Source organism: Ruegeria sp. CG1 (assembly GCF_056537265.1).
Genome location: NZ_JBQFRF010000001.1, coordinates 915,385 through 928,187 on the forward strand (window position 1 = coordinate 915,385; position 12,803 = coordinate 928,187).

General features: G+C 56.2%; 11 protein-coding genes. 6 read left to right on the top strand and 5 right to left on the bottom strand.

The genetic code is table 11. From position 1 onward, the window contains the following. Position 1: 1 nt before the first annotated feature. Both mprF and ACR0AU_RS04605 read right to left on the bottom strand, forming a co-directional pair. The gene (mprF, locus tag ACR0AU_RS04600; protein ID WP_480795336.1) at positions 2 to 2,608 is read right to left on the bottom strand and encodes a bifunctional lysylphosphatidylglycerol flippase/synthetase MprF; all 2,607 of its coding nucleotides are present in this window, start codon (positions 2,606 to 2,608) and stop codon (positions 2 to 4) included. 91 nt (positions 2,609 to 2,699) lie between these two features. Beyond that, positions 2,700 to 3,128 (bottom strand): Lrp/AsnC family transcriptional regulator, encoded by a 429-nt coding sequence (locus tag ACR0AU_RS04605; protein WP_170393340.1) that lies wholly within the window; start codon positions 3,126 to 3,128, stop codon positions 2,700 to 2,702. A gap of 86 nt (positions 3,129 to 3,214) precedes the next feature. Here ACR0AU_RS04605 and rocF point away from each other — a divergent pair, with 86 nt between their 5' ends. The 3 genes from rocF to ACR0AU_RS04620 are packed head-to-tail and all read left to right on the top strand — an operon-like array spanning position 3,215 to position 6,105. Continuing rightward, positions 3,215 to 4,135 carry an arginase gene (gene rocF, locus ACR0AU_RS04610; RefSeq protein WP_170510828.1) on the top strand — a complete coding sequence of 307 codons (921 nt, stop codon included), beginning with the start codon at positions 3,215 to 3,217 and terminating at the stop codon, positions 4,133 to 4,135. Beyond that, on the top strand, positions 4,135 to 5,055 hold the full coding sequence (gene ctlX, locus ACR0AU_RS04615; RefSeq protein WP_480795337.1) for a citrulline utilization hydrolase CtlX: 921 nt from the start codon (positions 4,135 to 4,137) through the stop codon (positions 5,053 to 5,055). Before rocF ends, ctlX begins: the two co-directional genes overlap by 1 nt. A 6-nt stretch (positions 5,056 to 5,061) precedes the next feature. After that, a complete protein-coding gene (locus ACR0AU_RS04620; protein WP_480795338.1) occupies positions 5,062 to 6,105 on the top strand; it encodes an ornithine cyclodeaminase in 1,044 nt (347 codons plus the stop codon). Between the two features lie 50 nt (positions 6,106 to 6,155). Here ACR0AU_RS04620 and ACR0AU_RS04625 read toward each other — a convergent pair whose 3' ends face one another. Genes ACR0AU_RS04625 through ACR0AU_RS04635 form a run of 3 tightly spaced genes read right to left on the bottom strand, consistent with a single transcriptional unit; the run spans position 6,156 to position 9,268 of the window. Then, entirely contained in the window at positions 6,156 to 7,559 is a 1,404-nt protein-coding gene (locus ACR0AU_RS04625; protein WP_170393344.1) for a TRAP transporter large permease, read from the bottom strand. A 3-nt stretch (positions 7,560 to 7,562) separates the two neighbouring features. Further along, positions 7,563 to 8,192, bottom strand: coding sequence for a TRAP transporter small permease subunit (locus tag ACR0AU_RS04630; protein WP_170393345.1), 630 nt, complete (start codon positions 8,190 to 8,192; stop codon positions 7,563 to 7,565). Between the two features lie 59 nt (positions 8,193 to 8,251). Further along, positions 8,252 to 9,268: a C4-dicarboxylate TRAP transporter substrate-binding protein gene (locus ACR0AU_RS04635; RefSeq protein WP_170405200.1), complete on the bottom strand. Its 1,017-nt coding sequence runs from the start codon at positions 9,266 to 9,268 to the stop codon at positions 8,252 to 8,254. A gap of 408 nt (positions 9,269 to 9,676) precedes the next feature. Between ACR0AU_RS04635 and acs the strand changes: the two genes are divergently transcribed. The 3 genes from acs to ACR0AU_RS04650 all read left to right on the top strand — a co-directional run bounded on the left by acs (position 9,677) and on the right by ACR0AU_RS04650 (position 12,799). Beyond that, the gene (gene acs / locus ACR0AU_RS04640) at positions 9,677 to 11,641 is read left to right on the top strand and encodes an acetate--CoA ligase (RefSeq protein WP_170405196.1); all 1,965 of its coding nucleotides are present in this window, start codon (positions 9,677 to 9,679) and stop codon (positions 11,639 to 11,641) included. A gap of 7 nt (positions 11,642 to 11,648) precedes the next feature. Next, positions 11,649 to 12,332 (top strand): adenylate kinase, encoded by a 684-nt coding sequence (locus ACR0AU_RS04645; RefSeq protein ID WP_170731947.1) that lies wholly within the window; start codon positions 11,649 to 11,651, stop codon positions 12,330 to 12,332. Positions 12,333 to 12,514: 182 nt separating this feature from the next. Next, on the top strand, positions 12,515 to 12,799 hold the full coding sequence (locus tag ACR0AU_RS04650) for a DUF4212 domain-containing protein (protein WP_010439512.1): 285 nt from the start codon (positions 12,515 to 12,517) through the stop codon (positions 12,797 to 12,799). The last annotated feature ends 4 nt before the right edge of the window (positions 12,800 to 12,803 follow it).

Sequence of the window (12,803 nt, forward strand, 5' to 3'; positions counted from 1 at the left end):
CCTATTTCGTCAACCCGCGCAGGCCACCCGAGATCAGGATGTTAACTTCGTAGAGGATACGTGGCGCGGCCAACCCGCCGGGGCTGGCTAGATAGTTGGGGCTCCATTCCGGATCGAATTTCTGCTTGAAGGCGCGCAGGCCTTCGAAGTGGTAGAATTGTTCGCCATGTTCATAAACGAACCCACCGATCCGATTCCAAAGCGAGGCCAACTGCCGGTTTTCGATCCCTGAAAATGGCGCTGCGCCCAATGAGAACCAGTGGAATCCCTGCTCGGACCCCCAGACCATCATCTCAGCAAACAGTGCATCCATGACAAAGCTGGGGCTGTCCGGTTCATAACGCATCAAATCCAGAGACAGTTCGGATTTGTTTCCGCCTTGAAACAGGTTCGCAAAGGCCATGATCTTGCCCGTCTCATCCCGCAGAACCGCATGGTCGAAATAGGAAAGATAGGCACCATCAAAGCCGCCCAAGGCAAAACCCTTTTCCTCACCTGCCTTTTGCGCCAACCAATCGTCCGAGATCTGACGAAGTTCGGGCAACACCGGTGCAAGCTGTTCTTTGGGGATAATTTCGAACTTGTACCCCTCACGCTCAGCCCTGCTCTTCGCCTGCCGGAACCGTTTTCGCGATTTTCCGTCCAGCGAAAAATTCTGCAGCGGTACGCGGGCCACTTCTCCGATCTTCAGGATCGACAGGCCGAGGTCCAGGAATGTCGGCAGATATTTGGTCGATACACTGTAGAACGCACAAAGCTTGCCTTCGCGATCGGCCATTTCTCGCAATTGCCAGATCAGTTGCTGCCCCGCTTGCTCATCACCCACAGGCTCTCCTTTGGTGATCAGCGCATTGCCAGTATCTGCATAGGCAAGGAATGCGGTTTCGTCAGGCGAGATCAGGAATTGCTTATCACCCGTCAGTGAAATCTGAGATTCGGTGTCTTCGCTCTCCATCACGAGACGTTCGACAACTTCGGGGATTTCAGTCCTAACCGGCGCGGGGATTTCACGGCCGAACAGCGAGTTCACCGCCACGATGCCAACGATCACGGCCACCACGAGGCTGGACCGCAGGAATCGCGAGGCGTCTCCACTCCAGGCAAAGTCCCACCACAGCGCGTTTTGATATTCGACATGGGAATAAGCGAACAATCCAATCCAGAAAATCACCGCCAGCAACGCGACGACGCTGACCAGCCAAGGGATATTTAGCCGAAAGATAGAAGCACCGCTTACCCGGTAAAACGCACCCCGAAACATCGCCAAAAGGCCAATCGTGAACAGCAATGAAAGGGCTTCATGCGTATCAAGCCCTTTGGCGAGCGAGGCGAAGAAACCCGCCACCATCAAAAGCATGGCAACAACCCATGCCCGATAGAGCTTGCGGAATAGGCCACGTGAGACAAGCAGCAGTAGGACACCCACGGCGCTGCCTGCAAGATGAGATGCCTCGACAAATGACAAAGGCAAAACCTCTCGCAGTACGCCAAGGTTCTGCGTACTGGAAGGCAAAGCCCCTGAAACCAACAGGATAACTCCTGCCACAGCCGCGACGCCGGCAGCCACCATCGGGACAATGGGGCGAATTGCGCGATAGACCCAAGTGACCGCGCCCCCGATGCGATGGCGCTGTGTCAGCACCGACGCGACCGCGATCGACAGGCTGGCGATGGCAAACGGAAGGAACGTATAGACCAGTCGGTAGAGCAGAAGCGCAGCGATCACATCAGACCGGCCCGACGCCCCTAGACCAGCGATTAGAGTGGCTTCGAACACACCGATTCCACCCGGTGCATGGCTAAGGATACCCACCGCTATTGCGCCTATATAGACCGCGAAGAAATACGGGTAGCCAACCCCCAGATCGTCCGGCATGAGCACATACAGCGCCATTGAAGCGCCGAACAGATCGCCTACCGCCGCGATTGTCAGCAGACTTGCCAGCTTGCCGCCCGGCAGGTTGAACCCAAACCCACCATAGGCCAATCGCCGCCCTCCGCTTGAAAGCCAGACAAACAAGACCGCAAGCCCCGCCAACATGCTCAGACCGATCACAGTCTCCGTCGTTTCACTGATCGGCAGGACCTTGGAAATGCCATCCGGGTGTATTGTAAGCAAAAGGCCCAAAAGCAGGATCAGTCCCATCCAGAACGCCACCCAAGAAGTCGCGATCACCCCGGCCACGCGGCCAAGATCAAGCCCCAGCGACGCATAGATACGGTATCGGATCGCGGTGCCGGTGATATAGGAGAATCCCAGGCAGTTCGATACCGCATAGCCGCTTGCACCGGCCATCCCCGCAACGGGCAGAGGCACTTTTCCATCGGCGACGCTCTGCACGGCAAGCACATCGTAGAACGAAAGCGACAGAAAACTGAAAGCCGTCCAGCACATCGCAAAAAACATGAATTTCCATGGTTTCGCTGCGATATCGCTTTGGATATCTGACCATTTCACATGCGCAGAGAGGTCATGCAGAACCGCAAGCGCGATTCCTGTAATCAGCAACGGAACCGCAATCTTGACCAGCGGCTTTTCCAACAGCCCTGTCACATACTCGGCCAGACGTACGGCGCGTGTCTCTTCCGTTGTCGGCTGTGTCGTCATTCCGTTCGCCCCTGCCCCGCGATCCTCAGATCAGTGTCAATTCAAAGCTTTGCACGAATTTTCCATCCGGCAAAGGGCCTTGGGCAACGCGTCACGAACGGCCCTTGCGTGTCGAAAGCAACAGATTGGTCTCAGATCGTGTGACACCCTCCATCCGACGGATCTGGAACAGGACTTCATCAAGCTCATCCAGTGTATCGGTTCCGATCTCTGCGATCAGATCCCAACTTCCATTGGTTGAGTGCACCGCCCGAACTTGACGCATCGCAGCGATACGCGATCTGATCCGCTCGGTCCCACGGCCTGCGATCTCAAGCATCATCAATCCACGAACAGGGCTTTCCGATACGCCCTGCCGTGTCACAACGGTAAAGCCGACGATTTCGCCAGACTGCTGAAGCCGCTTTAGTCGGCTGCGCACGGTTGTTCGGGTCACTCCGAGCAATTCAGCCAGCTCCGACAACGATGCCCGAGCGTCCCTGTGCAGTGCGTTCAATAAGCGATTGTCCAGTTCGTCCATGCGTGATTACCAAATCGGAATTAGCTAATTCACTTTGACCAATTTGATCTCTTTTCTCAACTCATATCGTATCGATAGATAGACTTATGAGCAAAATGAACATCATTCTCGCCGGAGCGCCGATGGATGCCGGCAAACACCGCCAAGGCTGTCGGATGGGTCCAGATGCCTATCGGGTCGCGGGTCTCGCCCAAGCGCTGTCAGATCTCGGGCATTCTGTGTCGGACATCGGTGACACGCGACCAGATGCCGTCGACATTTCGGAAGACACCCATCTGTTCTCTTTACCGGAATGCGTGGGCTGGACACAGGCGCTAAGCCGCACGGCACAAGAGGCCGCGCTTGAAGGCCTTCCTATTTTCATGGGCGGTGATCACGCCCTGTCGATGGGCACGGTGGCAGGAATGGCGGCACATGCAGACCGTATCGGGCGCCCTCTTTTCGTGCTCTGGCTGGATGCACATAGCGATTTTCATACGCCCAGCAGCACGGCCAGCGGCAATTTGCATGGAACGCCGGTCGCTTATTTCACTGGCCAGTCAGGCTTTGACGCCTTTCCACCGCTGATATCGCCGATCCCAACGGATCGCGTCGGTATGATCGGTCTGCGCTCGGTCGATCCCGCCGAACGTGCGGCATTGGAAAAAGATCACGCGATGCTCGCCGATATGCGCAGCATCGACGAGCACGGGATCAAGACACCCCTACTGGCCTTCCTTGACAAAGTACGCGCAGCAAACGGCATCCTGCATGTCTCGCTGGATGTGGACTTCCTTGATCCCTCGATTGCGCCTGCGGTTGGAACCACTGTCCCAGGTGGCGCAACCGAGCGCGAGGCGCATCTGGTCATGGAATTGTTGCATGAAAGCGGTCTCGTTTGTTCGCTGGACCTCGTCGAGCTGAACCCGTTCCTGGATGAGCGCGGCCGAACCGCAAAACTGATGGTCGATCTTGCAGCCTCGCTTATGGGTCGTCGCATCTTCGATCGCCCAACCCGGAGCTTCTGATGATTTCTCTTCAATCTCCTTCAGCTGTCGTGATGGTGCGCCCGCACGCATTTGCGTCGAATCCTGAAACCCGCGACGACAATGCATTTCAAACACTGGCGAATCGATCTGCTGCAGCGACGTCTGCTGCCGCGCGGGATGAGCATGACAAAGCAGTAGAACAGCTTCGCGCTGCTGGTGTGACCGTTCATGTGTTTGACGACGAAGGCGAACGTGACACACCCGACAGCGTGTTCCCAAACAACTGGTTTTCGACCCATCCAGGCGGTCATGTCGCTGTTTATCCGATGTTCGTACCATCGCGCAGACGCGAAAGACGCTCAGATGTAATTGAGTTACTGAAGCGGGAATATCGAGTGCAAGACGTCATCGACTATTCCGGCCTCGAACAGGACGACCTCGCGCTTGAGGGCACGGGCGCAATGGTTCTGGATCACGTGGGCCGTATTGCCTACACTGTTCGATCCAACCGCGCCGATCCGGTGTTGTTGGAGCGTTTCTGTACGCATTTCAACTATGAGCCGATTGCCTTTGATGCAAAGGACGCTGAAGGCCGTGATGTCTATCACACCAATGTTCTGATGGGGATCGGGACGCACCACGCGCTGATTTGTTTGGACATGATTTCCGACCCGGAACGCCGCGCAACAGTTCGGGCACGGCTGGAAGAATCAGGGCGGACTGTCATCGATCTGTCCCATGAGCAGATTGCAGATTTTGCAGGAAACGCGATTGAGCTTTGTGGCAATGATGGTCTTGTCCTGGCGTTGTCCAGCCGAGCGCTACAGGCTCTTACACCTGCTCAAGTCGCGATCATCGAAGCCAGTGCAACTCCACTGCCGCTCTCGGTTCCCACAATTGAAACAGCCGGTGGATCCGTACGTTGTATGATCGCTGGTATCCATCTTTCCCGCCGATAGGAGTCTTTGATGCAACCTTCTGATAAGGCCCTCGTGCCATTTGTATCCGTCGACAACATGATGCGTCTGGTCCACCACATCGGGGTCGAACAGATGATCACGCAGATTGCCGCGCAGATCGAATCCGATTTTAAACGCTGGGAGAGCTTTGACAAAACGCCCCGCATCCCGGCCCACTCACCACATGGGGTGATCGAACTGATGCCAACCTCGGATGGTGAGGCATACGGGTTCAAATACGTCAACGGGCATCCCAAAAATACGTCTGAGGGCCTGCAGACCGTGACCGCGTTTGGCCTGCTGGCTGATGTCTATACCGGTTACCCGACATTGTTGACCGAAATGACGATGTTGACTGCTTTGCGGACAGCGGCAACCTCTGCTCTGGTCGGCAAATATCTCGCGCCCAAATCCGCAACGACGATGGCGATGATTGGAAACGGCGCGCAATCCGAGTTCCAGTGCCTCGCCTTCAAAGCCATGTGCGGGATCGACACGGTCAGGCTCTACGACACCGATCCGAACGCGACGGCGAAATGTGCAGCCAATCTGCAGGGCAAAGGGCTGACGGTCGTGCCCTGCAAAACGCCGGAGGACGCAATCGAAGGCGCTCTGATCATAACGACCTGCACCGCTGACAAGAAATACGCCACCATCCTGACCGACAACATGGTCGGCCACGGTGTGCACATCAACGCGATTGGCGGTGATTGCCCCGGCAAAACCGAACTGCACCGCGATATCCTTCTGCGCTCGAATATCTTTGTAGAATACCCCGAGCAAACGCGGATCGAAGGTGAAATTCAAGCTCTGGAGAATGATCACCCTGTCACCGAGATGTGGGAAGTGATGACCGGACAGGCCAAAGGGCGCACCGATGATCGACAGATCACGTTGTTCGACAGTGTCGGCTTCGCGATCGAGGACTTCTCGGCACTACGTTACATCAAAAGCGCGATAGAAGGCACTGATTTCTATGAGCCATTGGATATGCTGGCAGACCCTGACGACCCGCGGGATCTGTTCGGGATGTTGATGCGGGCAGGATAAAGAACCCGCACTTCTAAAACTGTGCCCCGGCCTTTGGCCGGGGCTTTTTCTTATCCCGCAAGCGATGGCAGGTATAGAACAATCCCTGGAAAGGCCACCAGCAGTGCGATGGTAAGTGCATCGGCAATGAAGAACGGCGTTACCCCTTTGAAGACATCCTGAACACTAAGATCAGGCCTCACGCCTGCGACAACAAAACAGTTTAGACCAATAGGAGGTGTGATCAGGCAAAACTCGGCCATTTTGACCACCAAGATTCCAAACCAGATCGCACACATCGGCCCGGACATACCAAAGGCGCTGTCTGCTGCGCTGACGGCCTCGCCTCCGTTCAGGGCCATAACGGCGGGATACACGACCGGAAGTGTCAAAAGCAGCATACCGATCGCATCCATGAACATGCCCAGCACTGCATAGGCCAGCAGTATGCAGATCAGGATCAACATAGGTGACATTTCGAGCGAAGTGATCCAGTCGGAAAACGCCCCCGGCAAATCAGCAAATCCTAGAAACCGCACATAGATCAGAACACCCCAGATGATTGCGAAGATCATGGCGGTCAGTTTGGCGGTTTCAAGCAAAGCCGATTTGAATTCAGGCCAGCGCATGCCGTGGATCAGGGCAAAGCAGAACACGATGAAGGCCCCGATGGCCCCGCCCTCGGTCGGGGTGCCCCAAGCCTTGTCGCCGAAGGGGTTATAGACAAAGCAGATTATGATGAGGATCACCGCCACAATGGGCAGTGCGCCCGGAAGAGCAGCAAATCGTTGTTTCCAAGTAAACCCGGTGACCGGTGGTCCGACGGACTTGAAGATCACGGCGATACCGACGATCAGCAAGCCATAGATCACCGCCGAAAACGCGCCGGGGATGAAGCCTGCGAGCAGCAGTTTTCCCACATCCTGCTCGACAATGATGGCGTAAATCACAAGGATCGCAGATGGGGGGATTAGCGAGGCCAAGGTCCCGCCAGCGGCAACCACACCGGCGGCGAAACGTTTATTATACCCGACGGCCAGCATTTCAGGGATGGCGATGCGCGCAAAGACGGCTGATGTGGCGACCGATGCACCTGATACGGCGGCGAAACCGGCGGTCGCAAAAATCGTTGAAACGGCTAACCCGCCAGGCACCCATGCCACCCAGCGTTTTGCCGCCTCAAACAAGGCGCGGGTCAGGCCAGCGTAGTAGGCTAGATAGCCGATCAGGATGAATGTTGGGATCAGGCTCAGCGTATGAGACGCCACCTTGGAATGTGGCACCTGGCCAGCCGTTTTGACGGCCACCGTCAGTGCCTTACCAAACCGCTCGGGATCATACCCAAACTTTGCCCAGAATATCCAAACAAGGCCAACCAACCCTGCCAGACCTGCAGCAAATGCCACCCGCATGCCAGTGACGACAAGAACCAACAGTCCGGCAGTGACCCAAAGGCCGATATCAATCGTGTCCATGGGTCAGTTACGTCCTTCGAATTGTTCGGCCTCGGCTGCAGCCTGTGCGGCGGCATCCTGTATCAGCGGTACGGCCACCGGTGCCTCGAGCCCCAGCATGAAGGCGCGTCCATAGCCCCAGACCTGCAAGATTAGCCGGGCGCACAGCACCGAAAAAGCAACGGGTGCCAGCAGCTTGGCTGGCCAAATAGGAATCCCGATATCAATCGAGCTGTCGCGACTCCACATCGGAGCGCCGAAGTCAAATGAGCGGTCAAAGTGGGACCAACTACCCCAAACCAGCGCCAGCATCAGCAGCAGTATCAACAGAACCGAGATCAGCTCGAACAACCACAGCGCCCGCCCTTTCAGGCGCGAGATAACGATATCCATTCGGATGTGCCCGCCATCACGTTGCACAAACGAGATACCCAGAAACGCGATCAAGGGCATCGCCTGTTCAATCCAGTCAACATATCCGGGCAAAGGCGCGTTTAATGCGTTTCGGCCGCTGACTGACACAACAGCCAGCACCATCAGCCCGAAAACCGCGAATCCGCTGATCAACGCCATAAAACGCTCTAGACGTAACAAACGGTGATCCAACCGGCTTAGAAGACTGCCATCCTCAAGCACCGTGGCATGTCCTGCCATCTCAGCATTCCTTTGATTGAAGGAGATGCCGGGTGCCTAATGACACCCGGCTGTGGCGATCAGTTACCGCCGCGCTGCTGTTGCAGTGTCGATTGCACAAGATCATAAAGATCCTGCGCAGGTAGACCCTGAGCGGTCATGTCTTCGATCCACTTCGCGCGTATCGGATCAGCGGCTTTGGCGCGAAACTCCTCAAGCACGGCATCGTCAATCTCGACCTTTTCAACGCCTTTCTCTGCCAGCACGCCATCCCACTTTTCAAGCAGTCCACCGTAGTTGGCCAGATAGTGATCGATAGCCTCATCAATCGAGCTGTCCAGCGCTTCGCGATGTTCGGCTGGCAGCGCTTCATAAGCGTCGATATTCACCACCACCGGACAGTTTACCGTTCCAGGATTCAGATTGGCCGTCCACCAGTCAGCTTCGTTGATCGTCCCGAATGACAAATGCGCATGCTGAGCGAAGGCCACGGTATCGACCACGCCAGATTCCATCGCATTATAGGCTTCGGTCGCGGGCACGGACGTAGGTACGCCACCAACCGCTTCAAATGCTTGCCCCAAACCGCCAGTGGCGCGTACGCGCATACCGTCGAACTCGGCAAGCTCATCACGAGGGTCACCGGTACCAACAAGGTTATATTGAGGCATCGGTGAAGTCATGATGATGCGCGCGTTCCACTGCGCCATCTCGTCCTTGACTGCTGGATGATCATAGACTGCGTGGCTGACGGCCACCTCTTCATCCAATGTGTTTACGCCAAGGAAGGGCAGTTCCAAAACGGTGATCGCGCGGTTCTTATCGCGGTGATAGCCCGCACAGAACTGCGCCATCTCGAACGCGCCAATCTCGATACCATCCAGGTTTTCCTTGGGCTTCGACAATCCACCATAGCTAACATTGATGGTGAAATCGCCGCCGGTTTTTTCGTTCACCAGTTCAGCCAGTTTCTCAACATGCTCGGTAAATGCGCGGCGCTTACCCCAGACCGAGGCATTCCATTCGGTCGCGGCTGCTTCGGTGACAAACGCCACACTCAGGGCGGCAAAAGCCGCACCGCTCAACATCTTTTTCATAGTGGTATCTCCCTTAGTTGCGCCCCCTATCGGGATGCTTGATTGTGAAGCTAGCGCCAAGTCTAGAAGCTGCCAACCCCTGCGAGGAGAAGTGGTGTTATCGCCACCAGACTTCGAGATTAAAGTGAAGCTATCGGCCAAAGCCCCAGACACATGCCAATGAGCGCTGATGTCATTACAGCTATCTTACTGTTTTAAATTATATTTTACACATAATTTCAGAGTTGTTTACAATATTAGTGCCGGAAATGAAATTTCTTTACAAAGAAATCCAAGGATTATGGCAATTTATTTATTTCTTTTCTGATCCCCGTATTATTCAACTTGGGGAGGAACCGGATCGACATTGCCTGATCGGCTGGCAAAATCGATCCCATGTAATCCAGTCCAGAGGGAGGAGCCTCAAAGATGACTACCGCTGCCCAGGCAGATGCCAAGACATATCCGCCATCCGCAGAAACTGTCGCCCGTGCGCATGTCGACGCCGACAAATACGCAGATATGTACGCTGCGTCGATCAACAACCCCGAAGCATTCTGGGATGAGCAAGGCAAGCGCGTTGACTGGATCAAGCCTTATACTCAGGTCAAAGACGTCAGCTATGATTTTGGTTCGGTTGGTATCAACTGGTATGCGGACGGCACGCTAAACGTCTCGGCCAACTGCCTTGATCGTCATTTGAATACGCGCGGCGATCAGACAGCGATCATCTGGGAACCGGATGATCCAAACGACGAAGCTCAGCACATTACCTACGCCGAACTGCACCGTCGCACCTGCCGCATGGCCAATATTCTCGAGTCGATGGGCGTGCGCAAAGGTGACCGCGTTGTAATCTATCTGCCGATGATCCCTGAAGCCGCCTATGCGATGCTGGCTTGTGCACGGATCGGAGCAATCCATTCGATTGTATTTGCTGGGTTTTCACCCGATGCGTTGGCAGCCCGAGTCAACGGATGTGATGCCAAGGTCGTCATCACTGCCGATGAGGCACCACGTGGTGGCCGCAAGACTCCGCTGAAGTCCAACGCAGACGCGGCCCTGCTGCACTGCAAAGACAGCGTGAAATGTCTGGTGGTCAAACGCACCGGTGGGCAGACCACTTGGATTGATGGCCGCGACTATGATTACAACGAAATGGCGCTTGAAGCGGATGACTATTGCGCACCCGCCGAGATGAATGCCGAAGATCCGCTGTTCATTCTCTATACTTCCGGTTCGACCGGTCAGCCCAAAGGTGTCGTCCATACGACCGGCGGTTATCTGGTCTATGCCGCGATGACGCATGAGATCACATTCGACTACCATGAAGGCGACGTCTACTGGTGCACCGCCGATGTCGGCTGGGTCACCGGTCACAGCTATATCGTCTACGGACCACTGGCCAACGGCGCGACCACACTGATGTTCGAAGGCGTGCCGACCTACCCGGATGCATCACGCTTCTGGCAGGTGTGCGAAAAGCACAAGGTGAATCAGTTCTACACTGCTCCGACGGCAATTCGCGCTCTGATGGGTCAGGGTACCGAGTTCGTCGAGAAATGCGACCTGAGCGATCTCCGGACGCTGGGCACAGTCGGCGAGCCGATCAACCCGGAAGCCTGGAACTGGTACAATGAAGTTGTTGGCAAAGGCAAATGCCCGATTGTTGACACCTGGTGGCAGACCGAAACCGGCGGTCATCTGATGACCCCCCTGCCTGGTGCGCATGCGATGAAGCCCGGCTCGGCGATGAAACCGTTCTTCGGCATCCAGCCGGTGGTTCTGGACCCGCAATCCGGTGTTGAGATCGAGGGAAATGGCGTTGAGGGTGTTCTGTGCATCAAAGACAGCTGGCCCGGTCAGATGCGCACCGTCTGGGGCGATCATGAGCGGTTCGAGAAGACCTATTTCTCGGACTACAAAGGCTACTACTTCACCGGCGATGGCTGCCGTCGCGATGAGGATGGCGATTACTGGATCACTGGCCGCGTCGATGATGTAATCAACGTCTCCGGCCACCGGATGGGCACGGCCGAGGTGGAAAGCGCGCTGGTCGCCCATGCCGCCGTCGCCGAGGCCGCTGTGGTTGGTTACCCCCATGAAATCAAAGGGCAAGGCATCTATTGCTATGTCACTTTGATGAATGACCGCGAGCCGTCGGATGAGCTGCTGAAAGAGCTGCGCACCTGGGTCCGGACCGAGATCGGCCCGATTGCCTCGCCTGATGTGATCCAGTGGGCCCCCGGCCTGCCCAAGACTCGCTCGGGCAAGATCATGCGCCGAATTCTGCGCAAGATTGCCGAGAACGACTTTGGTTCGCTTGGCGATACGTCGACCCTGGCCGATCCGTCAGTGGTCGAAGACCTGATCGAAAACCGGGCAAACAAGTGAGGATGTGATGGACGCTGCCACGACCATATCCCCCGCTGTTCTGATCCTTCTCGGCCCTCCGGGCGCCGGGAAGGGTACCCAGGCTCGTATGCTTGAAGAGAAGTTCGGGCTTGTACAACTCAGCACCGGTGATCTGCTGCGTGACGCGGTCGCCGCAGGTACCGAGGCTGGTAATGCTGCCAAAGCGGTTATGGAGGCAGGCGATCTTGTCAGCGACGGCATCGTCATCGCGATCCTGCGCGACCGCATGGCGGAACCGGACTGCGCCAAGGGCGTCATACTGGATGGTTTCCCTCGGACCACAGTCCAGGCCGAGGCTCTTGATGGTCTGCTCGCGTCTTCAGATCAGAAGATCAACGCGGCCATCAGCCTTGAAGTTGAAGACGCCGAGATGGTGACGCGGATTTCGGGTCGTTACACCTGCGCCGGATGCGGTGAGGGCTATCACGACACGTACAAGCAGCCCGTCGAAAACGGCAAATGCGACAAGTGCGGACACACAGAATTCAAGCGCCGCGCCGATGACAATGCTGAGACGGTTGCCTCACGGCTTGCTGCCTACCACGCGCAAACCGCACCATTGATTGACTACTATCAAGCCCAAGGTGTGCTGAAAGGCATCGATGCCATGGGTCAGATCGACGACATCGCGCAAGACCTTCAAGGGATTGTCGGCGAGGTCATGAAATAAGGGGAGGAGATAAGCCCTAGGGCTTTGATCCTAAATCAGAATACTTCAATGGACCCGCCTTGGCGGACCAGAGAAGTTATGCCTGACGTCACGGGGCGTTTGGCACAACCGAGAAGCGGCCCACCGCACTGGAGGAGTTGGGCAATGGGCCGCCAATGAGGGAAGCGAAGGAGGAACCCGCGATGGCGGATCATTCAACAAACTCCGCGCAGACTGCCGAAGCCGACAAGGGCTATTGGCAGGCCAACCTGCGCCTCATCTACATCAGCCTCGCGATTTGGGCGCTGGTGTCGTTTGGATTCGGCATTCTGCTGCGTCCGCTGCTGTCCGGCATCGCCGTTGGCGGTACAGATCTGGGCTTTTGGTTCGCTCAGCAAGGATCGATTCTGGTCTTTCTGGTGCTGATCTTCAACTACGCCTGGCGCATGAACAAGCTCGACGCTGAACACGGCGTGGACGAGGAGTAATCGG

Excerpts from the sequence above, each read along its gene's own strand:
- ACR0AU_RS04625 (WP_170393344.1), bottom strand. The coding sequence starts at position 7,559 with ATGGACACGATTGATATCGGCCTTTGGGTCACTGCCGGACTGTTGGTT.
- ctlX (WP_480795337.1), top strand. The coding sequence starts at position 4,135 with ATGATTTCTCTTCAATCTCCTTCAGCTGTCGTGATGGTGCGCCCGCAC.
- mprF (WP_480795336.1), bottom strand. The coding sequence starts at position 2,608 with ATGACGACACAGCCGACAACGGAAGAGACACGCGCCGTACGTCTGGCC.
- acs (WP_170405196.1), top strand. The coding sequence starts at position 9,677 with ATGACTACCGCTGCCCAGGCAGATGCCAAGACATATCCGCCATCCGCA.
- ACR0AU_RS04645 (WP_170731947.1), top strand. The coding sequence starts at position 11,649 with ATGGACGCTGCCACGACCATATCCCCCGCTGTTCTGATCCTTCTCGGC.
- ACR0AU_RS04605 (WP_170393340.1), bottom strand. The coding sequence starts at position 3,128 with ATGGACGAACTGGACAATCGCTTATTGAACGCACTGCACAGGGACGCT.
- ACR0AU_RS04635 (WP_170405200.1), bottom strand. The coding sequence starts at position 9,268 with ATGAAAAAGATGTTGAGCGGTGCGGCTTTTGCCGCCCTGAGTGTGGCG.
- ACR0AU_RS04650 (WP_010439512.1), top strand. The coding sequence starts at position 12,515 with ATGGCGGATCATTCAACAAACTCCGCGCAGACTGCCGAAGCCGACAAG.
- rocF (WP_170510828.1), top strand. The coding sequence starts at position 3,215 with ATGAGCAAAATGAACATCATTCTCGCCGGAGCGCCGATGGATGCCGGC.
- ACR0AU_RS04630 (WP_170393345.1), bottom strand. The coding sequence starts at position 8,192 with ATGGCAGGACATGCCACGGTGCTTGAGGATGGCAGTCTTCTAAGCCGG.